The organism is Acinetobacter bereziniae (assembly GCF_016576965.1).
GTDB lineage: Bacteria > Pseudomonadota > Gammaproteobacteria > Pseudomonadales > Moraxellaceae > Acinetobacter > Acinetobacter bereziniae.
On sequence record NZ_CP066119.1, the window covers coordinates 2,286,837 to 2,308,678 of the forward strand.

The window sequence follows — 21,842 nt, forward strand, 5'->3', positions numbered from 1 at the left end:
GCTCGTGGGGAATGGGATTTTTAGAGACCCCATTAATAAGATGGGGGTAACGGAATTCGAGTCCATGCACTCACATTTGAAAGATGCTGATCTGCCTTTGCCTTTTCAACGTTTAAACCCTGCACCTTATCTACACATGGTTATGACTTCACGAGGTGCTAAACAAGTTCCGTGTCGTTTGCCTGCTGACAATGAAATCGCTGTTATTGATTGGGTAAATTTTACGGATAGCTGTGCAACCTTAAACCATAAGTATGTTAATGCCCTCAAAGATGACCAAATCATTGACCCTATTGAACTCAATTTTCAAATGGCGATTGAGATAGATAAACACATCGAGCACATATTCGGCTTAAACATTACTTTTGCCGATAAAGGCAAAAAAAACATGTATCAAAGTTCCTTTGAAATCGGTGACAAATGCGGATTTATCTGTGTAGGTGGTCAACGTAATACTTATTTAGTCATGCTTTCAGGTCGTGGATGTTCCATGGCAAAAGAGGGATGGGAAAAGCGTCTCTATACATTTCTAACAACTGTTTCTACACGTGGAAAATTAACCCGAGTTGATATTGCTCATGATGACTTTGATGGCACAAAAATCAATGTTGATTGGGGAAATATGATGGATGGTATGGGCGGATTTCAAAACGGAAACCGTGCGCCAAACGTAGAACATAAAGGAAATTGGAAACGTCCCAATGGTCGTGGACGTACACTCAATATCGGAAGTCGTGAATCAGGTAAGTACTTGAGATTATACGAAAAAGGCAGGGCAGAGGGAGACCCTAACGACAACTGGCAACGTGCTGAAATCGAATTTAAATCACGTGATCAAGTTCTACCTTTTGACATGCTCCTATCACCATCTGAGTACTTTACTGGTGCATACCCATGTTTCGAATTCCTAGCTGAAGATATTCAACCTGAACGCATCGAAGTGATGGTTAAAACTGCACAGATTAATGCCAGTGCTGCACTTGCAACAATAAAAAAACAGTACGGCAGATATATCAATTTTTTCAAACAAGTTTTTGAACCTGAAGAACTTATCAATTTAATTTCACACTCTGACCCTTTTGCTTATCCAAAGCGGTTGGATCACGTCTTAATGACAGCAATGAGGATGTAAAACATGTCACAACAAATGAAAGTAACTTTAGTTGGCGCAAAATCAACGGATTGGAAATCTGAGGATGGTCGACATTATGACCATGTAACTCTTTTTGGAATTATTCCAATGGATACCTCTCAAGGTAATGCAGTTGGTCAAGGTGTTGCAGAATTTAAATGGCAGGATTCACGCAATCTTGTTCAATTACAAGGTCGTAAATTCCCTTTTGAAGTCACTTTAGAGTTAGACCTTGTTTCAACTGGTCGTACTACTAAGCAGGTGCTTACAAATGTCATTCTTCCACCTAAATCATAATTTTCCAATGGCTTGCCCGTACTGCGGTACTTACTGGCATTTAGGACAAATAGAAGATCACAAGAATAAATGTGATCAAAAAGGATAAACAACAATGCTAATAGATGATTGCTCGATGACTACTGTGATACAGGGCATTAACTATTGTGTTGTTGTACTGCATCAACAGTCTTGGCTCGACGAATTAAACAACTTGGAACCGTTAAAAGTTGCTGCGTTGTTGTCAGCTACGGCTTTGACTTGGTACGTGGCTTCGGGGATTCGTACCACCCTAAACTTAATCGGACATACGTCCAAAGAGGAGTGAACTATGGAAGTTCAAATTAAAAATGCAAATGCTTCTAAAGCTGTTCAAACAGCAAAACGCATCGCAATGACAACTGGTGTTGTACTTGTCTCTACTGCTACGGCTTTTGCAGCTGAGGGAGATACGACAATTGACTTAACAACAGGTTTAGCTGGTGTTGCAATTATCGGTGGCTTGATGGCATCAGGTACATTAAAAGCATTACCGACTTATGCAGCTTGGGGTATCAAAAAAGCATTAGCAATGCTTCGCTAATTAATATGCGTAAAAAAGGTGGGGAGGAGCGCACAACTGTACGCACCGCACCCCACCTTTTTTTATAGCGAGGATTAAAGAATGACAGTTTATTTCATTATTGTTGCGATGGCAGCTTTTTGGATAGTGCTTTCAGGGGATTGAAATGATTCATCGCATTAATGTTTTTTTACTCTCTTTGATAGTAGCTCTAGCACCCGCTTATTTATATGCATCAGGTAATCAAATCGATCAAGCTATTAAAAGAATTGATGATTTACGCAATAAAATTAATAACATGGGTATTGAGATTAATAAAACTCGTAAAAGTGCAACTGGTACAGTCAGAACAATTGCAGATATCGTTAATGAAGCAGGTCAAAAACAAACTGTAGCTAGAACTGCTGTAGTAGAACAAAAATTAAACCCAATAAAGCTTGGTCAATCAATGATGAAGCGAATAAAAGCAGTAGGAAAAGGTTCTGTACCTTCAATACTAGGAACAGTCGCTATTACAGGGTTATTGGAGGGTATCGGATGGGTAATGGAGGATGGTACTTTAGTCAAGAAAAAAGAAAAAGAAAGTTCAAAAGATGATACTTCACCCGTTTTATATTGTGGTACATCGAATACGGGTAAATGTTCATCATCTCCACAAATTGCATGTGATTCAGATCGAACTCTTGGTGGTGATTCAGGTCGTGTTTATACTAAAAATACTGCTATTGTTGATCCTAAAAAACCCATTTCTACCATTGGCTCAACAACATTTCCTAATTATGTTTGTGCTGTAACTTATTATTTTCATCCAAATAAAACGCCAACATACGATGATACATATGGCTTGAACGCAAAACTTAATCCAAATTACAAGCCTGATGCTAAACCTGAGTATGAGACTATTCCAATAACTGCTCATCAGCTCGGATCAGCAATGCTTGGAGAGGGTTATAACGACCCAGTTGATGATACTTATAATAAAAATATAAATACTGGTGATTACACATCAGTTAGAGAAGCTTATGAAGCTGACCCTAGCGGTGTTGGAAATGAACCGAATAATGATTTATTAGATCGTGCAAAACATGCAACCCCCACATCTGACGGTAAACCTGCACCCTACGGTGATCCTCGTTATACAAATGTTCTCAAAGACGAAAAAGATAGTTCAAATGATCGAGTTTGGAATGATGATGGTTCACAGGCAACAACAGAACCGAAAAAAGATGAAGACGGAAATCCTACTGGGGAATCAACTACAACGTTCCCAGTATTCTGCGATTGGGCTCATGTGGTTTGCGACTGGTATGATGATTGGAAAAAAACAGATGATTGGATGAAAGAAGAACCACAATTAGAAGATCAAACTCTTGAAGTTGAAGAACAAAATATTACTGATTATGCACGTCAAAACTATGTCATTTTTGGGGCATCATGTCCTTTTTCTGCTCATCAGGTAAGTTTGCCACTTGGTATTTTAGGTGAAATTAATTTTCAAGCTGATCTTACCTTTATTTGTACTTTCGGAACTCAAGCTCGACCTTTTGTAATTGGCTTAGGTTACTTAGGTGGGCTTATTTATTTATTAATCGGTATAAGGAATGGTAATGGGTAAATTATTAGTTCTTATTGGCGGTTGGCTTTCAAAGAACATTATTCAAAAAGCATTAATGGGTGCTGGTCTTGGTCTAGTTAGCTATTTAGGAATACTTGTAGCAATAAGAACTGCATTTAATTCAATGATTAATTCTGTTTATTCATTACCTGCTGATATGTTGAATTTGATGGGTATTTTTGGAGTTGATCACGTGCTAAGTACATTTATATCTGTAGGTATTTTTTTATTAACACTTAATTCTGGAAAATTAGCAATAAGGAAAAAATAATGAGTATTGCAGGCGGTCAATTTAGATTAACTTGCGGTCAGATCGGTGCTGGCAAGTCATATTTATATGTCAAACAGGTTGAAGAAGAAGCAAAGAGAAGTGGAAAGTATCAATACATTTATTCAAATATACGTGCTCATGCGGAACTTGCCGAAGGCGTTACGCTATTGCCTGATTCATGGGAAGATTGTGAACCTGATAGTTTAATTATTATCGATGAGGTGCAGATGCATGAAAAGTTTAGTAAACACTTTTCTAATCGTAGAGACGGTGAGATTGCGGGTTTAACAATGATTCGACACAAGCGTCAGGATATTTGGATGATTAGTCCTAATCCTGCACTTGTAAATAGCGATGTACGTAATCTTGTTAATCAGTACTTTTGGCTTGAACCAGTTGGAAAGAAAACGACTAAATGCTTTTGTTTTGATAAGGTTTATAACAATGTTACAAAGACAGTTAAAAACAATGCATATGATGAATTTACTTATTCGATTGATGAAAAGTTTTATAAGTTATATAAATCAACAATTGATGGTAAAGCATCAGGGCGTAATTTTAATTTAAACATTAAGTTAATTTCATTTATTGTTGGTTTGGTAATTGTTTGTCTTATTATTGCTGGTTTATTTGCTTATTTATCTAAAGATACAAAATCTAAAGTAGATCAATTGCAAAACAGTGAAACACAAAATAAAAGCCAAGATAAATCAAAACAAAATAAAAATGATTTAGGAATATTGCCCACTACTCCAGAGCTTACTTCAGAAGAATGCAGAAAAGGAATTAATGTAGATAAGCCTGAATGTATTAAATATTTCAATACTTTAACTGAAAACAGAATGTCTGTAGGCGATTTAAATGTCGAATATGATCCTAACAAGCCTTATGATCAGGAAGATATTCAGAAAGTTCGTATCAAAGACTTATCAAGTAACGGCTAAACCTGTCTTTAGTGGTTGTATGAAAAACGGCAACAAATATTATGCGTACACACAGCAAGGCACTAAGTTAGATGTATCACAATCAGACTGTAGGAATATGATAGAAAATGGCGAACGTCCTTTTAACTATTTTGCAAATAACAATAGCAACTTCAGTAACACTAATGCTGTCATGGGTTCTAACGTACAAAGCATTGAACAACCTACACAACAACAGCCAACAATAGCCAATAACGTTGTAGAGCCTCATCTACAAGCAAAAACAATCAATTAAAATAGGTGTATATCCTTGTATTTCCTTTATTTTATAAGTTTTTTACTATTATTTTGGCTTTGTATAAAAATAGATTTACGTCGAAATAATTAAATTGAGATCTTATTTTTAATTTAACTAGCGAAGTCTGTTAAGTTAAAAATGAGGTCATTAAGGCATAAATAAGATGCCAGTAACGGATTTTGAATGAACAATAGGCACGTATGGAAAACCACGTTTTACAATCGAAATATTGGGGTATTACATAAATCAGATTATGTTTTTATGCGTGATTCACTGGAGAAGTACTTAGACCAGATCAGGGAATTAGACATAGACAATTATGATGAAATAGATCAACTCAAATTATTATTTATAAAATTAGATCATCACATTGATAGATTGAGATAGCGCAGGATTTTGCATAACGAATATTATGTTACTTAGGATAGTCGTCAACGTGAATTAAAATTATCAGGATTCACGTTGACGATCTGTGGCAACAATAGCGTTGTGTAGCCACAGCCTATGGTATCCTATTTAACATAATAGTTTCGTTATGCGACTTCCAAGCTTTATTTTAGATGTTTGCTAAAGTCTGCTTTTAATTCTCTAGCAGTAGGAATGGCAGGGTATTCAGCTTTAAATCTTCTACCAAACTGATTTATGCTTTTTTGTTTGTTTGGTTCAATTCTAATGAATACTAACTCATCAGGTTCATTCCTATGATTAATCTCGCAAATCATTACAGTCCCATGTTTTTCAATGATTTTATATTTTGGAAAGTTTTTTTTGCCAATTCTTTTAGATTTAATTTTTTGCTTTTTATTGGCTGTTTTCTGTTCTTACTTATTATTAGTAATATTGCCGTAAATCCAATTATTAATAATATGAGAATTGCTATATCCATTATTTTCCCCAATAAAGTAGGGTGATTCCTCACCCAAAAATTTAGTCATCTTGATCTATATAAATAATTAATCTGCTTTTTTTTATTTCATCAATATATTTTGTTACATCTTTTGCACTAATTTCATTTAAATGCTTATAAATCAAAGCATTGATTATGTCTGCTTCCTCAATTCTTTCTTTTGTTTCGATAATGAAGTCGAGTGACTTTTCTTTGATCGATTCAACGAATTCCCCGCGAACTCTATAAGTTTTTGATAAATCTGATTTTTTCATGTAACACCTGAACATTGTTTAATGCAACATCATTATTGTGTCACACGTTGCAGTGTTGCACGCAATTCTGTTATATTTCTGTCAAATTGTTGCGTGTGATGTTGTTGCAATGGAAAAAGAACAGGCTTTTGAGATCGTTTCTAAAATAATTTTTGACAGGGCATGTCAATTAATCATCGGTGGCAATCCAGCATTCGAATCAGAAAAGTGTCTCTTTCACATTGAGATGGTCATGCAGGAGTGGGGCTATAAGTCTGCGGTTGTAGCGGAATATTGCGATTCAGTAAAAGAAGAAAACGACAATATGCGTGAAATGGGGATAGAAGAATGATCAAAAAACAATCAATACCGCAAGTTTGCTCGTGGGGAATGGGATTTTTAGAGACCCCATTAATAAGATGGGGGTAACGGAATTCGAGTCCATGCACTCACATTTGAAAGATGCTGATCTGCCTTTGCCTTTTCAACGTTTAAACCCTGCACCTTATCTACACATGGTTATGACTTCACGAGGTGCTAAACAAGTTCCGTGTCGTTTGCCTGCTGACAATGAAATCGCTGTTATTGATTGGGTAAATTTTACGGATAGCTGTGCAACCTTAAACCATAAGTATGTTAATGCCCTCAAAAGATGACCAAATCATTGACCCTATTGAACTCAATTTTCAAATGGCGATTGAGATAGATAAACACATCGAGCACATATTCGGCTTAAACATTACTTTTGCCGATAAAGGCAAAAAAAACATGTATCAAAGTTCCTTTGAAATCGGTGACAAATGCGGATTTATCTGTGTAGGTGGTCAACGTAATACTTATTTAGTCATGGCTTTCAGGTCGTGGATGTTCCATGGCAAAAGAGGGATGGGAAAAGCGTCTCTATACATTTCTAACAACTGTTTCTACACGTGGAAAATTAACCCGAGTTGATATTGCTCATGATGCTTTGATGGCACAAAAATCAATGTTGATTGGGGAAATATGATGGATGGTATGGGCGGATTTCAAAACGGAAACCGTGCGCCAAACGTAGAACATAAGGAAATTGAAACGTCCCAATGGTCGTGGACGTACACTCAATATCGGAAGTCGTGAATCAAGGTAAGTACTTGAGATTATACGAAAAAGGCAGGGCAGAGGGAGACCCTAACGACAACTGGCAACGTGCTGAAATCGAATTTAAATCACGTGATCAAGTTCTACCTTTTGACATGCTCCTATCACCATTCTGAGTACTTTACTGGTGCATACCCATGTTTCGAATTCCTAGCTGAAGATATTCAACCTGAACGCATCGAAGTGATGGTTAAAACTGCACAGATTAATGCCAGTGCTGCACTTGCAACAATAAAAAAACAGTACGGCAGATATATCAATTTTTTCAAACAAGTTTTTGAACCTGAAGAACTTATCAATTTAATTTCACACTCTGACCCTTTTGCTTATCCAAAGCGGTTGGATCACGTCTTAATGACAGCAATGAGGATGTAAAACATGTCACAACAAATGAAAGTAACTTTAGTTGGCCGCAAAATCAACGGATTGGAAATCTGAGGATGGTCGACATTATGACCATGTAACTCTTTTTGGAATTATTCCAATGGATACCTCTCAAGGTAATGCAGTTGGTCAAGGTGTTGCAGAATTTAAATGGCAGGATTCACGCAATCTTGTTCAATTACAAGGTCGTAAATTCCCTTTTGAAGTCACTTTAGAGTTAGACCTTGTTTCAACTGGTCGTACTACTAAGCAGGTGCTTACAAATGTCATTCTTCCACCTAAATCATAATTTTCCAATGGCTTGCCCGTACTGCGGTACTTACTGGCATTTAGGACAAATAGAAGATCACAAGAATAAATGTGATCAAAAAGGATAAACAACAATGCTAATAGATGATTGCTCGATGACTACTGTGATACAGGGCATTAACTATTGTGTTGTTGTACTGCATCAACAGTCTTGGCTCGACGAATTAAACAACTTGGAACCGTTAAAAGTTGCTGCGTTGTTGTCAGCTACGGCTTTGACTTGGTACGTGGCTTCGGGGATTCGTACCACCCTAAACTTAATCGGACATACGTCCAAAGAGGAGTGAACTATGGAAGTTCAAATTAAAAATGCAAATGCTTCTAAAGCTGTTCAAACAGCAAAACGCATCGCAATGACAACTGGTGTTGTACTTGTCTCTACTGCTACGGCTTTTGCAGCTGAGGGAGATACGACAATTGACTTAACAACAGGTTTAGCTGGTGTTGCAATTATCGGTGCTTGATGGCATCAGGTACATTAAAAGCATTACCGACTTATGCAGCTTGGGGTATCAAAAAAGCATTAGCAATGCTTCGCTAATTAATATGCGTAAAAAAAGGTGGGGAGGAGCGCACAACTGTACGCACCGCACCCCACCTTTTTTTATAGCGAGGATTAAAGAATGACAGTTTATTTCATTATTGTTGCGATGGCAGCTTTTTGGATAGTGCTTTCAGGGGATTGAAATGATTCATCGCATTAATGTTTTTTTACTCTCTTTGATAGTAGCTCTAGCACCCGCTTATTTATATGCATCAGGTAATCAAATCGATCAAGCTATTAAAAGAATTGATGATTTACGCAATAAAATTAATAACATGGGTATTGAGATTAATAAAACTCGTAAAAGTGCAACTGGTACAGTCAGAACAATTGCAGATATCGTTAATGAAGCAGGTCAAAAACAAACTGTAGCTAGAACTGCTGTAGTAGAACAAAAATTAAACCCAATAAAGCTTGGTCAATCAATGATGAAGCGAATAAAAGCAGTAGGAAAAGGTTCTGTACCTTCAATACTAGGAACAGTCGCTATTACAGGGTTATTGGAGGGTATCGGATGGGTAATGGAGGATGGTACTTTAGTCAAGAAAAAAGAAAAAGAAAGTTCAAAAGATGATACTTCACCCGTTTTATATTGTGGTACATCGAATACGGTAAATGTTCATCATCTCCACAAATTGCATGTGATTCAGATCGAACTCTTGGTGGTGATTCAGGTCGTGTTTATACTAAAAATACTGCTATTGTTGATCCTAAAAAACCCATTTCTACCATTGGCTCAACAACATTTCCTAATTATGTTTGTGCTGTAACTTATTATTTTCATCCAAATAAAACGCCAACATACGATGATACATATGGCTTGAACGCAAAACTTAATCCAAATTACAAGCCTGATGCTAAACCTGAGTATGAGACTATTCCAATAACTGCTCATCAGCTCGGATCAGCAATGCTTGGAGAGGGTTATAACGACCCAGTTGATGATACTTATAATAAAAATATAAATACTGGTGATTACACATCAGTTAGAGAAGCTTATGAAGCTGACCCTAGCGGTGTTGGAAATGAACCGAATAATGATTTATTAGATCGTGCAAAACATGCAACCCCCACATCTGACGGTAAACCTGCACCCTACGGTGATCCTCGTTATACAAATGTTCTCAAAGACGAAAAAGATAGTTCAAATGATCGAGTTTGGAATGATGATGGTTCACAGGCAACAACAGAACCGAAAAAAGATGAAGACGGAAATCCTACTGGGGAATCAACTACAACGTTCCCAGTATTCTGCGATTGGGCTCATGTGGTTTGCGACTGGTATGATGATTGGAAAAAAACAGATGATTGGATGAAAGAAGAACCACAATTAGAAGATCAAACTCTTGAAGTTGAAGAACAAAATATTACTGATTATGCACGTCAAAACTATGTCATTTTTTGGGCATCATGTCCTTTTTCTGCTCATCAGGTAAGTTTGCCACTTGGTATTTTAGGTGAAATTAATTTTCAAGCTGATCTTACCTTTATTTGTACTTTCGGAACTCAAGCTCGACCTTTTGTAATTGGCTTAGGTTACTTAGGTGGGCTTATTTATTTATTAATCGGTATAAGGAATGGTAATGGGTAAATTATTAGTTCTTATTGGCGGTTGGCTTTCAAAGAACATTATTCAAAAAGCATTAATGGGTGCTGGTCTTGGTCTAGTTAGCTATTTAGGAATACTTGTAGCAATAAGAACTGCATTTAATTCAATGATTAATTCTGTTTATTCATTACCTGCTGATATGTTGAATTTGATGGGTATTTTTGGAGTTGATCACGTGCTAAGTACATTTATATCTGTAGGTATTTTTTTATTAACACTTAATTCTGGAAAATTAGCAATAAGGAAAAAATAATGAGTATTGCAGGCGGTCAATTTAGATTAACTTGCGGTCAGATCGTGCTGGCAAGTCATATTTATATGTCAAACAGGTTGAAGAAGAAGCAAAGAGAAGTGGAAAGTATCAATACATTTATTCAAATATACGTGCTCATGCGGAACTTGCCGAAGGCGTTACGCTATTGCCTGATTCATGGAAGATTGTGAACCTGATAGTTTAATTATTATCGATGAGGTGCAGATGCATGAAAAGTTTAGTAAACACTTTTCTAATCGTAGAGACGGTGAGATTGCGGGTTTAACAATGATTCGACACAAGCGTCAGGATATTTGGATGATTAGTCCTAATCCTGCACTTGTAAATAGCGATGTACGTAATCTTGTTAATCAGTACTTTTGGCTTGAACCAGTTGGAAAGAAAACGACTAAATGCTTTTGTTTTGATAAGGTTTATAACAATGTTACAAAGACAGTTAAAAACAATGCATATGATGAATTTACTTATTCGATTGATGAAAAGTTTTATAAGTTATATAAATCAACAATTGATGGTAAAGCATCAGGGCGTAATTTTAATTTAAACATTAAGTTAATTTCATTTATTGTTGGTTTGGTAATTGTTTGTCTTATTATTGCTGGTTTATTTGCTTATTTATCTAAAGATACAAAATCTAAAGTAGATCAATTGCAAAACAGTGAAACACAAAATAAAAGCCAAGATAAATCAAAACAAAATAAAATGATTTAGGAATATTGCCCACTACTCCAGAGCTTACTTCAGAAGAATGCAGAAAAGGAATTAATGTAGATAAGCCTGAATGTATTAAATATTTCAATACTTTAACTGAAAACAGAATGTCTGTAGGCGATTTAAATGTCGAATATGATCCTAACAAGCCTTATGATCAGGAAGATATTCAGAAAGTCGTATCAAAGACTTATCAAGTAACGGCTAAACCTGTCTTTAGTGGTTGTATGAAAAACGGCAACAAATATTATGCGTACACACAGCAAGGCACTAAGTTAGATGTATCACAATCAGACTGTAGGAATATGATAGAAAATGGCGAACGTCCTTTTAACTATTTTGCAAATAACAATAGCAACTTCAGTAACACTAATGCTGTCATGGGTTCTAACGTACAAAGCATTGAACAACCTACACAACAACAGCCAACAATAGCCAATAACGTTGTAGAGCCTCATCTACAAGCAAAAACAATCAATTAAAATAGGTGTATATCCTTGTATTTCCTTTATTTTATAAGTTTTTTACTATTATTTTGGCTTTGTATAAAAATAGATTTACGTCGAAATAATTAAATTGAGATCTTATTTTTAATTTAACTAGCGAAGTCTGTTAAGTTAAAAATGAGGTCATTAAGGCATAAATAAGATGCCAGTAACGGATTTTGAATGAACAATAGGCACGTATGGAAAACCACGTTTTACAATCGAAATATTGGGGTATTACATAAATCAGATTATGTTTTTATGCGTGATTCACTGGAGAAGTACTTAGACCAGATCAGGGAATTAGACATAGACAATTATGATGAAATAGATCAACTCAAATTATTATTTATAAAATTAGATCATCACATTGATAGATTGAGATAGCGCAGGATTTTGCATAACGAATATTATGTTACTTAGGATAGTCGTCAACGTGAATTAAAATTATCAGGATTCACGTTGACGATCTGTGGCAACAATAGCGTTGTGTAGCCACAGCCTATGGTATCCTATTTAACATAATAGTTTCGTTATGCGACTTCCAAGCTTTATTTTAGATGTTTGCTAAAGTCTGCTTTTAATTCTCTAGCAGTAGGAATGGCAGGGTATTCAGCTTTAAATCTTCTACCAAACTGATTTATGCTTTTTTGTTTGTTTGGTTCAATTCTAATGAATACTAACTCATCAGGTTCATTCCTATGATTAATCTCGCAAATCATTACAGTCCCATGTTTTTCAATGATTTTATATTTTGGGAAAGTTTTTTTTGCCAATTCTTTTAGATTTAATTTTTTGCTTTTTATTGGCTGTTTTCTGTTCTTACTTATTATTAGTAATATTGCCGTAAATCCAATTATTAATAATATGAGAATTGCTATATCCATTATTTTCCCCAATAAAGTAGGGTGATTCCTCACCCAAAAATTTAGTCATCTTGATCTATATAAATAATTAATCTGCTTTTTTTATTTCATCAATATATTTTGTTACATCTTTTGCACTAATTTCATTTAAATGCTTATAAATCAAAGCATTGATTATGTCTGCTTCCTCAATTCTTTCTTTTGTTTCGATAATGAAGTCGAGTGACTTTTCTTTGATCGATTCAACGAATTCCCGCGAACTCTATAAGTTTTTGATAAATCTGATTTTTTCATGTAACACCTGAACATTGTTTAATGCAACATCATTATTGTGTCACACGTTGCAGTGTTGCACGCAATTCTGTTATATTTCTGTCAAATTGTTGCGTGTGATGTTGTTGCAATGGAAAAAGAACAGGCTTTTGAGATCGTTTCTAAAATAATTTTTGACAGGGCATGTCAATTAATCATCGGTGGCAATCCAGCATTCGAATCAGAAAAGTGTCTCTTTCACATTGAGATGGTCATGCAGGAGTGGGGCTATAAGTCTGCGGTTGTAGCGGAATATTGCGATTCAGTAAAAGAAGAAAACGACAATATGCGTGAAATGGGGATAGAAGAATGATCAAAAAACAATCAATACCGCAAGTTTGCTCGTGGGGAATGGGATTTTTAGAGACCCCCATTAATAAGATGGGGGTAACGGAATTCGAGTCCATGCACTCACATTTGAAAGATGCTGATCTGCCTTTGCCTTTTCAACGTTTAAACCCTGCACCTTATCTACACATGGTTATGACTTCACGAGGTGCTAAACAAGTTCCGTGTCGTTTGCCTGCTGACAATGAAATCGCTGTTATTGATTGGGTAAATTTTACGGATAGCTGTGCAACCTTAAACCATAAGTATGTTAATGCCCTCAAAGATGACCAAATCATTGACCCTATTGAACTCAATTTTCAAATGGCGATTGAGATAGATAAACACATCGAGCACATATTCGGCTTAAACATTACTTTTGCCGATAAAGGCAAAAAAAACATGTATCAAAGTTCCTTTGAAATCGGTGACAAATGCGGATTTATCTGTGTAGGTGGTCAACGTAATACTTATTTAGTCATGCTTTCAGGTCGTGGATGTTCCATGGCAAAAGAGGGATGGGAAAAGCGTCTCTATACATTTCTAACAACTGTTTCTACACGTGGAAAATTAACCCGAGTTGATATTGCTCATGATGACTTTGATGGCACAAAAATCAATGTTGATTGGGGAAATATGATGGATGGTATGGGCGGATTTCAAAACGGAAACCGTGCGCCAAACGTAGAACATAAAGGAAATTGGAAACGTCCCAATGGTCGTGGACGTACACTCAATATCGGAAGTCGTGAATCAGGTAAGTACTTGAGATTATACGAAAAAGGCAGGGCAGAGGGAGACCCTAACGACAACTGGCAACGTGCTGAAATCGAATTTAAATCACGTGATCAAGTTCTACCTTTTGACATGCTCCTATCACCATCTGAGTACTTTACTGGTGCATACCCATGTTTCGAATTCCTAGCTGAAGATATTCAACCTGAACGCATCGAAGTGATGGTTAAAACTGCACAGATTAATGCCAGTGCTGCACTTGCAACAATAAAAAAACAGTACGGCAGATATATCAATTTTTTCAAACAAGTTTTTGAACCTGAAGAACTTATCAATTTAATTTCACACTCTGACCCTTTTGCTTATCCAAAGCGGTTGGATCACGTCTTAATGACAGCAATGAGGATGTAAAACATGTCACAACAAATGAAAGTAACTTTAGTTGGCGCAAAATCAACGGATTGGAAATCTGAGGATGGTCGACATTATGACCATGTAACTCTTTTTGGAATTATTCCAATGGATACCTCTCAAGGTAATGCAGTTGGTCAAGGTGTTGCAGAATTTAAATGGCAGGATTCACGCAATCTTGTTCAATTACAAGGTCGTAAATTCCCTTTTGAAGTCACTTTAGAGTTAGACCTTGTTTCAACTGGTCGTACTACTAAGCAGGTGCTTACAAATGTCATTCTTCCACCTAAATCATAATTTTCCAATGGCTTGCCCGTACTGCGGTACTTACTGGCATTTAGGACAAATAGAAGATCACAAGAATAAATGTGATCAAAAAGGATAAACAACAATGCTAATAGATGATTGCTCGATGACTACTGTGATACAGGGCATTAACTATTGTGTTGTTGTACTGCATCAACAGTCTTGGCTCGACGAATTAAACAACTTGGAACCGTTAAAAGTTGCTGCGTTGTTGTCAGCTACGGCTTTGACTTGGTACGTGGCTTCGGGGATTCGTACCACCCTAAACTTAATCGGACATACGTCCAAAGAGGAGTGAACTATGGAAGTTCAAATTAAAAATGCAAATGCTTCTAAAGCTGTTCAAACAGCAAAACGCATCGCAATGACAACTGGTGTTGTACTTGTCTCTACTGCTACGGCTTTTGCAGCTGAGGGAGATACGACAATTGACTTAACAACAGGTTTAGCTGGTGTTGCAATTATCGGTGGCTTGATGGCATCAGGTACATTAAAAGCATTACCGACTTATGCAGCTTGGGGTATCAAAAAAGCATTAGCAATGCTTCGCTAATTAATATGCGTAAAAAAGGTGGGGAGGAGCGCACAACTGTACGCACCGCACCCCACCTTTTTTTATAGCGAGGATTAAAGAATGACAGTTTATTTCATTATTGTTGCGATGGCAGCTTTTTGGATAGTGCTTTCAGGGGATTGAAATGATTCATCGCATTAATGTTTTTTTACTCTCTTTGATAGTAGCTCTAGCACCCGCTTATTTATATGCATCAGGTAATCAAATCGATCAAGCTATTAAAAGAATTGATGATTTACGCAATAAAATTAATAACATGGGTATTGAGATTAATAAAACTCGTAAAAGTGCAACTGGTACAGTCAGAACAATTGCAGATATCGTTAATGAAGCAGGTCAAAAACAAACTGTAGCTAGAACTGCTGTAGTAGAACAAAAATTAAACCCAATAAAGCTTGGTCAATCAATGATGAAGCGAATAAAAGCAGTAGGAAAAGGTTCTGTACCTTCAATACTAGGAACAGTCGCTATTACAGGGTTATTGGAGGGTATCGGATGGGTAATGGAGGATGGTACTTTAGTCAAGAAAAAAGAAAAAGAAAGTTCAAAAGATGATACTTCACCCGTTTTATATTGTGGTACATCGAATACGGGTAAATGTTCATCATCTCCACAAATTGCATGTGATTCAGATCGAACTCTTGGTGGTGATTCAGGTCGTGTTTATACTAAAAATACTGCTATTGTTGATCCTAAAAAACCCATTTCTACCATTGGCTCAACAACATTTCCTAATTATGTTTGTGCTGTAACTTATTATTTTCATCCAAATAAAACGCCAACATACGATGATACATATGGCTTGAACGCAAAACTTAATCCAAATTACAAGCCTGATGCTAAACCTGAGTATGAGACTATTCCAATAACTGCTCATCAGCTCGGATCAGCAATGCTTGGAGAGGGTTATAACGACCCAGTTGATGATACTTATAATAAAAATATAAATACTGGTGATTACACATCAGTTAGAGAAGCTTATGAAGCTGACCCTAGCGGTGTTGGAAATGAACCGAATAATGATTTATTAGATCGTGCAAAACATGCAACCCCCACATCTGACGGTAAACCTGCACCCTACGGTGATCCTCGTTATACAAATGTTCTCAAAGACGAAAAAGATAGTTCAAATGATCGAGTTTGGAATGATGATGGTTCACAGGCAACAACAGAACCGAAAAAAGATGAAGACGGAAATCCTACTGGGGAATCAACTACAACGTTCCCAGTATTCTGCGATTGGGCTCATGTGGTTTGCGACTGGTATGATGATTGGAAAAAAACAGATGATTGGATGAAAGAAGAACCACAATTAGAAGATCAAACTCTTGAAGTTGAAGAACAAAATATTACTGATTATGCACGTCAAAACTATGTCATTTTTGGGGCATCATGTCCTTTTTCTGCTCATCAGGTAAGTTTGCCACTTGGTATTTTAGGTGAAATTAATTTTCAAGCTGATCTTACCTTTATTTGTACTTTCGGAACTCAAGCTCGACCTTTTGTAATTGGCTTAGGTTACTTAGGTGGGCTTATTTATTTATTAATCGGTATAAGGAATGGTAATGGGTAAATTATTAGTTCTTATTGGCGGTTGGCTTTCAAAGAACATTATTCAAAAAGCATTAATGGGTGCTGGTCTTGGTCTAGTTAGCTATTTAGGAATACTTGTAGCAATAAGAACTGCATTTAATTCAATGATTAATTCTGTTTATTCATTACCTGCTGATATGTTGAATTTGATGGGTATTTTTGGAGTTGATCACGTGCTAAGTACATTTATATCTGTAGGTATTTTTTTATTAACACTTAATTCTGGAAAATTAGCAATAAGGAAAAAATAATGAGTATTGCAGGCGGTCAATTTAGATTAACTTGCGGTCAGATCGGTGCTGGCAAGTCATATTTATATGTCAAACAGGTTGAAGAAGAAGCAAAGAGAAGTGGAAAGTATCAATACATTTATTCAAATATACGTGCTCATGCGGAACTTGCCGAAGGCGTTACGCTATTGCCTGATTCATGGGAAGATTGTGAACCTGATAGTTTAATTATTATCGATGAGGTGCAGATGCATGAAAAGTTTAGTAAACACTTTTCTAATCGTAGAGACGGTGAGATTGCGGGTTTAACAATGATTCGACACAAGCGTCAGGATATTTGGATGATTAGTCCTAATCCTGCACTTGTAAATAGCGATGTACGTAATCTTGTTAATCAGTACTTTTGGCTTGAACCAGTTGGAAAGAAAACGACTAAATGCTTTTGTTTTGATAAGGTTTATAACAATGTTACAAAGACAGTTAAAAACAATGCATATGATGAATTTACTTATTCGATTGATGAAAAGTTTTATAAGTTATATAAATCAACAATTGATGGTAAAGCATCAGGGCGTAATTTTAATTTAAACATTAAGTTAATTTCATTTATTGTTGGTTTGGTAATTGTTTGTCTTATTATTGCTGGTTTATTTGCTTATTTATCTAAAGATACAAAATCTAAAGTAGATCAATTGCAAAACAGTGAAACACAAAATAAAAGCCAAGATAAATCAAAACAAAATAAAAATGATTTAGGAATATTGCCCACTACTCCAGAGCTTACTTCAGAAGAATGCAGAAAAGGAATTAATGTAGATAAGCCTGAATGTATTAAATATTTCAATACTTTAACTGAAAACAGAATGTCTGTAGGCGATTTAAATGTCGAATATGATCCTAACAAGCCTTATGATCAGGAAGATATTCAGAAAGTCGTATCAAAGACTTATCAAGTAACGGCTAAACCTGTCTTTAGTGGTTGTATGAAAAACGGCAACAAATATTATGCGTACACACAGCAAGGCACTAAGTTAGATGTATCACAATCAGACTGTAGGAATATGATAGAAAATGGCGAACGTCCTTTTAACTATTTTGCAAATAACAATAGCAACTTCAGTAACACTAATGCTGTCATGGGTTCTAACGTACAAAGCATTGAACAACCTACACAACAACAGCCAACAATAGCCAATAACGTTGTAGAGCCTCATCTACAAGCAAAAACAATCAATTAAAATAGGTGTATATCCTTGTATTTCCTTTATTTTATAAGTTTTTTACTATTATTTTGGCTTTGTATAAAAATAGATTTACGTCGAAATAATTAAATTGAGATCTTATTTTTAATTTAACTAGCGAAGTCTGTTAAGTTAAAAATGAGGTCATTAAGGCATAAATAAGATGCCAGTAACGGATTTTGAATGAACAATAGGCACGTATGGAAAACCACGTTTTACAATCGAAATATTGGGGTATTACATAAATCAGATTATGTTTTTATGCGTGATTCACTGGAGAAGTACTTAGACCAGATCAGGGAATTAGACATAGACAATTATGATGAAATAGATCAACTCAAATTATTATTTATAAAATTAGATCATCACATTGATAGATTGAGATAGCGCAGGATTTTGCATAACGAATATTATGTTACTTAGGATAGTCGTCAACGTGAATTAAAATTATCAGGATTCACGTTGACGATCTGTGGCAACAATAGCGTTGTGTAGCCACAGCCTATGGTATCCTATTTAACATAATAGTTTCGTTATGCGACTTCCAAGCTTTATTTTAGATGTTTGCTAAAGTCTGCTTTTAATTCTCTAGCAGTAGGAATGGCAGGGTATTCAGCTTTAAATCTTCTACCAAACTGATTTATGCTTTTTTGTTTGTTTGGTTCAATTCTAATGAATACTAACTCATCAGGTTCATTCCTATGATTAATCTCGCAAATCATTACAGTCCCATGTTTTTCAATGATTTTATATTTTGGGAAAGTTTTTTTTGCCAATTCTTTTAGATTTAATTTTTTGCTTTTTATTGGCTGTTTTCTGTTCTTACTTATTATTAGTAATATTGCCGTAAATCCAATTATTAATAATATGAGAATTGCTATATCCATTATTTTCCCCAATAAAGTAGGGTGATTCCTCACCCAAAAATTTAGTCATCTTGATCTATATAAATAATTAATCTGCTTTTTTTATTTCATCAATATATTTTGTTACATCTTTTGCACTAATTTCATTTAAATGCTTATAAATCAAAGCATTGATTATGTCTGCTTCCTCAATTCTTTCTTTTGTTTCGATAATGAAGTCGAGTGACTTTTCTTTGATCGATTCAACGAATTCCCCGCGAACTCTATAAGTTTTTGATAAATCTGATTTTTTCATGTAACACCTGAACATTGTTTAATGCAACATCATTATTGTGTCACACGTTGCAGTGTTGCACGCAATTCTGTTATATTTCTGTCAAATTGTTGCGTGTGATGTTGTTGCAATGGAAAAAGAACAGGCTTTTGAGATCGTTTCTAAAATAATTTTTGACAGGGCATGTCAATTAATCATCGGTGGCAATCCAGCATTCGAATCAGAAAAGTGTCTCTTTCACATTGAGATGGTCATGCAGGAGTGGGGCTATAAGTCTGCGGTTGTAGCGGAATATTGCGATTCAGTAAAAGAAGAAAACGACAATATGCGTGAAATGGGGATAGAAGAATGATCAAAAAACAATCAATACCGCAAGTTTGCTCGTGGGGAATGGGATTTTTAGAGACCCCCATTAATAAGATGGGGGTAACGGAATTCGAGTCCATGCACTCACATTTGAAAGATGCTGATCTGCCTTTGCCTTTTCAACGTTTAAACCCTGCACCTTATCTACACATGGTTATGACTTCACGAGGTGCTAAACAAGTTCCGTGTCGTTTGCCTGCTGACAATGAAATCGCTGTTATTGATTGGGTAAATTTTACGGATAGCTGTGCAACCTTAAACCATAAGTATGTTAATGCCCTCAAAGATGACCAAATCATTGACCCTATTGAACTCAATTTTCAAATGGCGATTGAGATAGATAAACACATCGAGCACATATTCGGCTTAAACATTACTTTTGCCGATAAAGGCAAAAAAAACATGTATCAAAGTTCCTTTGAAATCGGTGACAAATGCGGATTTATCTGTGTAGGTGGTCAACGTAATACTTATTTAGTCATGCTTTCAGGTCGTGGATGTTCCATGGCAAAAGAGGGATGGGAAAAGCGTCTCTATACATTTCTAACAACTGTTTCTACACGTGGAAAATTAACCCGAGTTGATATTGCTCATGATGACTTTGATGGCACAAAAATCAATGTTGATTGGGGAAATATGATGGATGGTATGGGCGGATTTCAAAACGGAAACCGTGCGCCAAACGTAGAACATAAAGGAAATTGGAAACGTCCCAATGGTCGTGGACGTACACTCAATATCGGAAGTCGTGAATCAGGTAAGTACTTGAGATTATACGAAAAAGGCAGGGCAGAGGGAGACCCTAACGACAACTGGCAACGTGCTGAAATCGAATTTAAATCACGTGATCAAGTTCTACCTTTTGACATGCTCCTATCACCATCTGAGTACTTTACTGGTGCATACCCATGTTTCGAATTCCTAGCTGAAGATATTCAACCTGAACGCATCGAAGTGATGGTTAAAACTGCACAGATTAATGCCAGTGCTGCACTTGCAACAATAAAAAAACAGTACGGCAGATATATCAATTTTTTCAAACAAGTTTTTGAACCTGAAGAACTTATCAATTTAATTTCACACTCTGACCCTTTTGCTTATCCAAAGCGGTTGGATCACGTCTTAATGACAGCAATGAGGATGTAAAACATGTCACAACAAATGAAAGTAACTTTAGTTGGCGCAAAATCAACGGATTGGAAATCTGAGGATGGTCGACATTATGACCATGTAACTCTTTTTGGAATTATTCCAATGGATACCTCTCAAGGTAATGCAGTTGGTCAAGGTGTTGCAGAATTTAAATGGCAGGATTCACGCAATCTTGTTCAATTACAAGGTCGTAAATTCCCTTTTGAAGTCACTTTAGAGTTAGACCTTGTTTCAACTGGTCGTACTACTAAGCAGGTGCTTACAAATGTCATTCTTCCACCTAAATCATAATTTTCCAATGGCTTGCCCGTACTGCGGTACTTACTGGCATTTAGGACAAATAGAAGATCACAAGAATAAATGTGATCAAAAAGGATAAACAACAATGCTAATAGATGATTGCTCGATGACTACTGTGATACAGGGCATTAACTATTGTGTTGTTGTACTGCATCAACAGTCTTGGCTCGACGAATTAAACAACTTGGAACCGTTAAAAGTTGCTGCGTTGTTGTCAGCTACGGCTTTGACTTGGTACGTGGCTTCGGGGATTCGTACCACCCTAAACTTAATCGGACATACGTCCAAAGAGGAGTGAACTATGGAAGTTCAAATTAAAAATGCAAATGCTTCTAAAGCTGTTCAAACAGCAAAACGCATCGCAATGACAACTGGTGTTGTACTTGTCTCTACTGCTACGGCTTTTGCAGCTGAGGGAGATACGACAATTGACTTAACAACAGGTTTAGCTGGTGTTGCAATTATCGGTGGCTTGATGGCATCAGGTACATTAAAAGCATTACCGACTTATGCAGCTTGGGGTATCAAAAAAGCATTAGCAATGCTTCGCTAATTAATATGCGTAAAAAAGGTGGGGAGGAGCGCACAACTGTACGCACCGCACCCCACCTTTTTTTAT

Annotated in this window: 35 protein-coding genes and 2 pseudogenes; 31 read left to right on the plus strand and 6 right to left on the minus strand. The window is 36.1% G+C overall.

Annotation, left to right across the window (positions count from 1 at the left end; all coding sequences use genetic code 11):
• Window positions 1–40: 40 nt before the first annotated feature.
• The 8 genes from I9192_RS10730 (at window position 41) to I9192_RS10765 (ending at window position 5,074) form a co-directional block, all read left to right on the plus strand.
• The gene (locus I9192_RS10730; RefSeq protein ID WP_200150393.1) at window positions 41–1,132 is read left to right on the plus strand and encodes a replication initiation factor domain-containing protein; all 1,092 of its coding nucleotides are present in this window, start codon (window positions 41–43) and stop codon (window positions 1,130–1,132) included.
• 3 nt (window positions 1,133–1,135) lie between these two features.
• The gene (locus tag I9192_RS10735; RefSeq protein ID WP_200150388.1) at window positions 1,136–1,429 is read left to right on the plus strand and encodes a hypothetical protein; all 294 of its coding nucleotides are present in this window, start codon (window positions 1,136–1,138) and stop codon (window positions 1,427–1,429) included.
• Between the two features lie 115 nt (window positions 1,430–1,544).
• Window positions 1,545–1,736 (plus strand): hypothetical protein, encoded by a 192-nt coding sequence (locus I9192_RS10740; RefSeq protein WP_199959968.1) that lies wholly within the window; start codon window positions 1,545–1,547, stop codon window positions 1,734–1,736.
• A gap of 3 nt (window positions 1,737–1,739) precedes the next feature.
• Window positions 1,740–1,991, plus strand: coding sequence for a hypothetical protein (locus tag I9192_RS10745; RefSeq protein WP_200150389.1), 252 nt, complete (start codon window positions 1,740–1,742; stop codon window positions 1,989–1,991).
• Window positions 1,992–2,136: 145 nt separating this feature from the next.
• Entirely contained in the window at window positions 2,137–3,585 is a 1,449-nt protein-coding gene (locus tag I9192_RS10750) for a hypothetical protein (protein WP_200150390.1), read from the plus strand.
• On the plus strand, window positions 3,578–3,856 hold the full coding sequence (locus tag I9192_RS10755) for a DUF2523 family protein (RefSeq protein WP_200150391.1): 279 nt from the start codon (window positions 3,578–3,580) through the stop codon (window positions 3,854–3,856). Before I9192_RS10750 ends, I9192_RS10755 begins: the two co-directional genes overlap by 8 nt.
• On the plus strand, window positions 3,856–4,800 hold the full coding sequence (locus tag I9192_RS10760; protein WP_200150394.1) for a zonular occludens toxin domain-containing protein: 945 nt from the start codon (window positions 3,856–3,858) through the stop codon (window positions 4,798–4,800). Before I9192_RS10755 ends, I9192_RS10760 begins: the two co-directional genes overlap by 1 nt.
• A gap of 19 nt (window positions 4,801–4,819) precedes the next feature.
• The gene (locus tag I9192_RS10765; protein ID WP_200150395.1) at window positions 4,820–5,074 is read left to right on the plus strand and encodes a hypothetical protein; all 255 of its coding nucleotides are present in this window, start codon (window positions 4,820–4,822) and stop codon (window positions 5,072–5,074) included.
• 724 nt (window positions 5,075–5,798) lie between these two features.
• On the opposite strand, the gene I9192_RS22320 is transcribed toward I9192_RS10765, so the two are convergent.
• On the minus strand, window positions 5,799–5,963 hold the full coding sequence (locus I9192_RS22320; RefSeq protein ID WP_228289342.1) for a hypothetical protein: 165 nt from the start codon (window positions 5,961–5,963) through the stop codon (window positions 5,799–5,801).
• 41 nt (window positions 5,964–6,004) lie between these two features.
• The gene (locus I9192_RS10775; RefSeq protein ID WP_200150396.1) at window positions 6,005–6,238 is read right to left on the minus strand and encodes a hypothetical protein; all 234 of its coding nucleotides are present in this window, start codon (window positions 6,236–6,238) and stop codon (window positions 6,005–6,007) included.
• Between the two features lie 109 nt (window positions 6,239–6,347).
• Here I9192_RS10775 and I9192_RS10780 point away from each other — a divergent pair, with 109 nt between their 5' ends.
• The 10 genes and pseudogenes from I9192_RS10780 (at window position 6,348) to I9192_RS10825 (ending at window position 11,667) form a co-directional block, all read left to right on the plus strand.
• Window positions 6,348–6,569 carry a hypothetical protein gene (locus I9192_RS10780; RefSeq protein WP_198261675.1) on the plus strand — a complete coding sequence of 74 codons (222 nt, stop codon included), beginning with the start codon at window positions 6,348–6,350 and terminating at the stop codon, window positions 6,567–6,569.
• Between the two features lie 67 nt (window positions 6,570–6,636).
• A pseudogene (locus tag I9192_RS10785) lies at window positions 6,637–7,729 on the plus strand (replication initiation factor domain-containing protein).
• A gap of 31 nt (window positions 7,730–7,760) precedes the next feature.
• Window positions 7,761–8,027, plus strand: coding sequence for a hypothetical protein (locus I9192_RS10790; RefSeq protein ID WP_200150397.1), 267 nt, complete (start codon window positions 7,761–7,763; stop codon window positions 8,025–8,027).
• Window positions 8,028–8,142: 115 nt separating this feature from the next.
• Window positions 8,143–8,334 carry a hypothetical protein gene (locus tag I9192_RS10795; RefSeq protein ID WP_199959968.1) on the plus strand — a complete coding sequence of 64 codons (192 nt, stop codon included), beginning with the start codon at window positions 8,143–8,145 and terminating at the stop codon, window positions 8,332–8,334.
• A gap of 3 nt (window positions 8,335–8,337) precedes the next feature.
• Window positions 8,338–8,511 carry a hypothetical protein gene (locus I9192_RS10800; RefSeq protein WP_200150398.1) on the plus strand — a complete coding sequence of 58 codons (174 nt, stop codon included), beginning with the start codon at window positions 8,338–8,340 and terminating at the stop codon, window positions 8,509–8,511.
• Window positions 8,512–8,734: 223 nt separating this feature from the next.
• Window positions 8,735–9,361, plus strand: a complete 627-nt coding sequence (locus tag I9192_RS10805) for a hypothetical protein (RefSeq protein WP_200150399.1) — start codon at window positions 8,735–8,737, stop codon at window positions 9,359–9,361.
• A 50-nt stretch (window positions 9,362–9,411) separates the two neighbouring features.
• The gene (locus I9192_RS10810) at window positions 9,412–10,182 is read left to right on the plus strand and encodes a hypothetical protein (RefSeq protein WP_200150400.1); all 771 of its coding nucleotides are present in this window, start codon (window positions 9,412–9,414) and stop codon (window positions 10,180–10,182) included.
• The gene (locus I9192_RS10815; RefSeq protein WP_200150391.1) at window positions 10,175–10,453 is read left to right on the plus strand and encodes a DUF2523 family protein; all 279 of its coding nucleotides are present in this window, start codon (window positions 10,175–10,177) and stop codon (window positions 10,451–10,453) included. Before I9192_RS10810 ends, I9192_RS10815 begins: the two co-directional genes overlap by 8 nt.
• A 177-nt stretch (window positions 10,454–10,630) precedes the next feature.
• Entirely contained in the window at window positions 10,631–11,185 is a 555-nt protein-coding gene (locus tag I9192_RS10820) for a zonular occludens toxin domain-containing protein (protein WP_200150401.1), read from the plus strand.
• Window positions 11,186–11,190: 5 nt separating this feature from the next.
• Window positions 11,191–11,667, plus strand: coding sequence for a hypothetical protein (locus tag I9192_RS10825; RefSeq protein WP_200150402.1), 477 nt, complete (start codon window positions 11,191–11,193; stop codon window positions 11,665–11,667).
• A gap of 554 nt (window positions 11,668–12,221) precedes the next feature.
• On the opposite strand, the gene I9192_RS10830 is transcribed toward I9192_RS10825, so the two are convergent.
• Together I9192_RS10830 and I9192_RS22500 are read right to left on the minus strand one after the other, a co-directional pair.
• Window positions 12,222–12,557 carry a hypothetical protein gene (locus I9192_RS10830; RefSeq protein ID WP_199959991.1) on the minus strand — a complete coding sequence of 112 codons (336 nt, stop codon included), beginning with the start codon at window positions 12,555–12,557 and terminating at the stop codon, window positions 12,222–12,224.
• Between the two features lie 67 nt (window positions 12,558–12,624).
• Window positions 12,625–12,830: pseudogene (locus I9192_RS22500) on the minus strand (hypothetical protein).
• Between the two features lie 109 nt (window positions 12,831–12,939).
• Between I9192_RS22500 and I9192_RS10835 the strand changes: the two are divergent.
• From I9192_RS10835 to I9192_RS10870, 8 genes are all read left to right on the plus strand, one after another.
• Entirely contained in the window at window positions 12,940–13,161 is a 222-nt protein-coding gene (locus I9192_RS10835) for a hypothetical protein (RefSeq protein WP_198261675.1), read from the plus strand.
• The gene (locus tag I9192_RS10840) at window positions 13,158–14,321 is read left to right on the plus strand and encodes a replication initiation factor domain-containing protein (protein ID WP_227567243.1); all 1,164 of its coding nucleotides are present in this window, start codon (window positions 13,158–13,160) and stop codon (window positions 14,319–14,321) included. Before I9192_RS10835 ends, I9192_RS10840 begins: the two co-directional genes overlap by 4 nt.
• Before the next feature lie 3 nt (window positions 14,322–14,324).
• Window positions 14,325–14,618 carry a hypothetical protein gene (locus tag I9192_RS10845; RefSeq protein WP_200150388.1) on the plus strand — a complete coding sequence of 98 codons (294 nt, stop codon included), beginning with the start codon at window positions 14,325–14,327 and terminating at the stop codon, window positions 14,616–14,618.
• Between the two features lie 115 nt (window positions 14,619–14,733).
• Window positions 14,734–14,925: a hypothetical protein gene (locus tag I9192_RS10850; RefSeq protein WP_199959968.1), complete on the plus strand. Its 192-nt coding sequence runs from the start codon at window positions 14,734–14,736 to the stop codon at window positions 14,923–14,925.
• A gap of 3 nt (window positions 14,926–14,928) precedes the next feature.
• A complete protein-coding gene (locus tag I9192_RS10855; RefSeq protein WP_200150389.1) occupies window positions 14,929–15,180 on the plus strand; it encodes a hypothetical protein in 252 nt (83 codons plus the stop codon).
• A 145-nt stretch (window positions 15,181–15,325) separates the two neighbouring features.
• Window positions 15,326–16,774 (plus strand): hypothetical protein, encoded by a 1,449-nt coding sequence (locus I9192_RS10860; RefSeq protein WP_200150390.1) that lies wholly within the window; start codon window positions 15,326–15,328, stop codon window positions 16,772–16,774.
• Complete coding sequence (locus I9192_RS10865; RefSeq protein ID WP_200150391.1) at window positions 16,767–17,045, plus strand: DUF2523 family protein; 279 nt, start codon at window positions 16,767–16,769, stop codon at window positions 17,043–17,045. The genes I9192_RS10860 and I9192_RS10865 overlap by 8 nt, the downstream gene beginning before the upstream one ends.
• The gene (locus I9192_RS10870; RefSeq protein ID WP_200150392.1) at window positions 17,045–18,262 is read left to right on the plus strand and encodes a zonular occludens toxin domain-containing protein; all 1,218 of its coding nucleotides are present in this window, start codon (window positions 17,045–17,047) and stop codon (window positions 18,260–18,262) included. Before I9192_RS10865 ends, I9192_RS10870 begins: the two co-directional genes overlap by 1 nt.
• A 554-nt stretch (window positions 18,263–18,816) precedes the next feature.
• Here the strand turns inward: I9192_RS10870 and I9192_RS10875 are convergent.
• Entirely contained in the window at window positions 18,817–19,152 is a 336-nt protein-coding gene (locus tag I9192_RS10875; protein ID WP_199959991.1) for a hypothetical protein, read from the minus strand.
• Window positions 19,153–19,219: 67 nt separating this feature from the next.
• Window positions 19,220–19,426 carry a hypothetical protein gene (locus tag I9192_RS10880; RefSeq protein ID WP_199959992.1) on the minus strand — a complete coding sequence of 69 codons (207 nt, stop codon included), beginning with the start codon at window positions 19,424–19,426 and terminating at the stop codon, window positions 19,220–19,222.
• Window positions 19,427–19,535: 109 nt separating this feature from the next.
• Between I9192_RS10880 and I9192_RS10885 the strand changes: the two genes are divergently transcribed.
• The 5 genes from I9192_RS10885 to I9192_RS10905 all read left to right on the plus strand — a co-directional run bounded on the left by I9192_RS10885 (window position 19,536) and on the right by I9192_RS10905 (window position 21,776).
• Window positions 19,536–19,757 carry a hypothetical protein gene (locus I9192_RS10885; RefSeq protein ID WP_198261675.1) on the plus strand — a complete coding sequence of 74 codons (222 nt, stop codon included), beginning with the start codon at window positions 19,536–19,538 and terminating at the stop codon, window positions 19,755–19,757.
• Window positions 19,754–20,917 (plus strand): replication initiation factor domain-containing protein, encoded by a 1,164-nt coding sequence (locus I9192_RS10890; protein ID WP_227567243.1) that lies wholly within the window; start codon window positions 19,754–19,756, stop codon window positions 20,915–20,917. Before I9192_RS10885 ends, I9192_RS10890 begins: the two co-directional genes overlap by 4 nt.
• A gap of 3 nt (window positions 20,918–20,920) precedes the next feature.
• Window positions 20,921–21,214 (plus strand): hypothetical protein, encoded by a 294-nt coding sequence (locus tag I9192_RS10895; RefSeq protein ID WP_200150388.1) that lies wholly within the window; start codon window positions 20,921–20,923, stop codon window positions 21,212–21,214.
• Window positions 21,215–21,329: 115 nt separating this feature from the next.
• Complete coding sequence (locus tag I9192_RS10900) at window positions 21,330–21,521, plus strand: hypothetical protein (protein ID WP_199959968.1); 192 nt, start codon at window positions 21,330–21,332, stop codon at window positions 21,519–21,521.
• 3 nt (window positions 21,522–21,524) lie between these two features.
• Entirely contained in the window at window positions 21,525–21,776 is a 252-nt protein-coding gene (locus I9192_RS10905) for a hypothetical protein (protein ID WP_200150389.1), read from the plus strand.
• Window positions 21,777–21,842 lie beyond the last annotated feature (66 nt).

What these genes read in the sequence shown, in the direction of transcription:
- I9192_RS10730 (WP_200150393.1), top strand. Translation starts at nt 41, where the DNA reads ATGGGGGTAACGGAATTCGAGTCCATGCACTCACATTTGAAAGATGCT.
- I9192_RS10735 (WP_200150388.1), top strand. Translation starts at nt 1,136, where the DNA reads ATGTCACAACAAATGAAAGTAACTTTAGTTGGCGCAAAATCAACGGAT.
- I9192_RS10740 (WP_199959968.1), top strand. Translation starts at nt 1,545, where the DNA reads ATGACTACTGTGATACAGGGCATTAACTATTGTGTTGTTGTACTGCAT.
- I9192_RS10745 (WP_200150389.1), top strand. Translation starts at nt 1,740, where the DNA reads ATGGAAGTTCAAATTAAAAATGCAAATGCTTCTAAAGCTGTTCAAACA.
- I9192_RS10750 (WP_200150390.1), top strand. Translation starts at nt 2,137, where the DNA reads ATGATTCATCGCATTAATGTTTTTTTACTCTCTTTGATAGTAGCTCTA.
- I9192_RS10755 (WP_200150391.1), top strand. Translation starts at nt 3,578, where the DNA reads ATGGGTAAATTATTAGTTCTTATTGGCGGTTGGCTTTCAAAGAACATT.
- I9192_RS10760 (WP_200150394.1), top strand. Translation starts at nt 3,856, where the DNA reads ATGAGTATTGCAGGCGGTCAATTTAGATTAACTTGCGGTCAGATCGGT.
- I9192_RS10765 (WP_200150395.1), top strand. Translation starts at nt 4,820, where the DNA reads ATGAAAAACGGCAACAAATATTATGCGTACACACAGCAAGGCACTAAG.
- I9192_RS22320 (WP_228289342.1), bottom strand. Translation starts at nt 5,963, where the DNA reads ATGGATATAGCAATTCTCATATTATTAATAATTGGATTTACGGCAATA.
- I9192_RS10775 (WP_200150396.1), bottom strand. Translation starts at nt 6,238, where the DNA reads ATGAAAAAATCAGATTTATCAAAAACTTATAGAGTTCGCGGGGAATTC.
- I9192_RS10780 (WP_198261675.1), top strand. Translation starts at nt 6,348, where the DNA reads ATGGAAAAAGAACAGGCTTTTGAGATCGTTTCTAAAATAATTTTTGAC.
- I9192_RS10795 (WP_199959968.1), top strand. Translation starts at nt 8,143, where the DNA reads ATGACTACTGTGATACAGGGCATTAACTATTGTGTTGTTGTACTGCAT.
- I9192_RS10800 (WP_200150398.1), top strand. Translation starts at nt 8,338, where the DNA reads ATGGAAGTTCAAATTAAAAATGCAAATGCTTCTAAAGCTGTTCAAACA.
- I9192_RS10805 (WP_200150399.1), top strand. Translation starts at nt 8,735, where the DNA reads ATGATTCATCGCATTAATGTTTTTTTACTCTCTTTGATAGTAGCTCTA.
- I9192_RS10815 (WP_200150391.1), top strand. Translation starts at nt 10,175, where the DNA reads ATGGGTAAATTATTAGTTCTTATTGGCGGTTGGCTTTCAAAGAACATT.
- I9192_RS10820 (WP_200150401.1), top strand. Translation starts at nt 10,631, where the DNA reads ATGGAAGATTGTGAACCTGATAGTTTAATTATTATCGATGAGGTGCAG.
- I9192_RS10830 (WP_199959991.1), bottom strand. Translation starts at nt 12,557, where the DNA reads ATGGATATAGCAATTCTCATATTATTAATAATTGGATTTACGGCAATA.
- I9192_RS10835 (WP_198261675.1), top strand. Translation starts at nt 12,940, where the DNA reads ATGGAAAAAGAACAGGCTTTTGAGATCGTTTCTAAAATAATTTTTGAC.
- I9192_RS10840 (WP_227567243.1), top strand. Translation starts at nt 13,158, where the DNA reads ATGATCAAAAAACAATCAATACCGCAAGTTTGCTCGTGGGGAATGGGA.
- I9192_RS10845 (WP_200150388.1), top strand. Translation starts at nt 14,325, where the DNA reads ATGTCACAACAAATGAAAGTAACTTTAGTTGGCGCAAAATCAACGGAT.
- I9192_RS10850 (WP_199959968.1), top strand. Translation starts at nt 14,734, where the DNA reads ATGACTACTGTGATACAGGGCATTAACTATTGTGTTGTTGTACTGCAT.
- I9192_RS10855 (WP_200150389.1), top strand. Translation starts at nt 14,929, where the DNA reads ATGGAAGTTCAAATTAAAAATGCAAATGCTTCTAAAGCTGTTCAAACA.
- I9192_RS10860 (WP_200150390.1), top strand. Translation starts at nt 15,326, where the DNA reads ATGATTCATCGCATTAATGTTTTTTTACTCTCTTTGATAGTAGCTCTA.
- I9192_RS10865 (WP_200150391.1), top strand. Translation starts at nt 16,767, where the DNA reads ATGGGTAAATTATTAGTTCTTATTGGCGGTTGGCTTTCAAAGAACATT.
- I9192_RS10870 (WP_200150392.1), top strand. Translation starts at nt 17,045, where the DNA reads ATGAGTATTGCAGGCGGTCAATTTAGATTAACTTGCGGTCAGATCGGT.
- I9192_RS10875 (WP_199959991.1), bottom strand. Translation starts at nt 19,152, where the DNA reads ATGGATATAGCAATTCTCATATTATTAATAATTGGATTTACGGCAATA.
- I9192_RS10880 (WP_199959992.1), bottom strand. Translation starts at nt 19,426, where the DNA reads ATGAAAAAATCAGATTTATCAAAAACTTATAGAGTTCGCGGGGAATTC.
- I9192_RS10885 (WP_198261675.1), top strand. Translation starts at nt 19,536, where the DNA reads ATGGAAAAAGAACAGGCTTTTGAGATCGTTTCTAAAATAATTTTTGAC.
- I9192_RS10890 (WP_227567243.1), top strand. Translation starts at nt 19,754, where the DNA reads ATGATCAAAAAACAATCAATACCGCAAGTTTGCTCGTGGGGAATGGGA.
- I9192_RS10895 (WP_200150388.1), top strand. Translation starts at nt 20,921, where the DNA reads ATGTCACAACAAATGAAAGTAACTTTAGTTGGCGCAAAATCAACGGAT.
- I9192_RS10900 (WP_199959968.1), top strand. Translation starts at nt 21,330, where the DNA reads ATGACTACTGTGATACAGGGCATTAACTATTGTGTTGTTGTACTGCAT.
- I9192_RS10905 (WP_200150389.1), top strand. Translation starts at nt 21,525, where the DNA reads ATGGAAGTTCAAATTAAAAATGCAAATGCTTCTAAAGCTGTTCAAACA.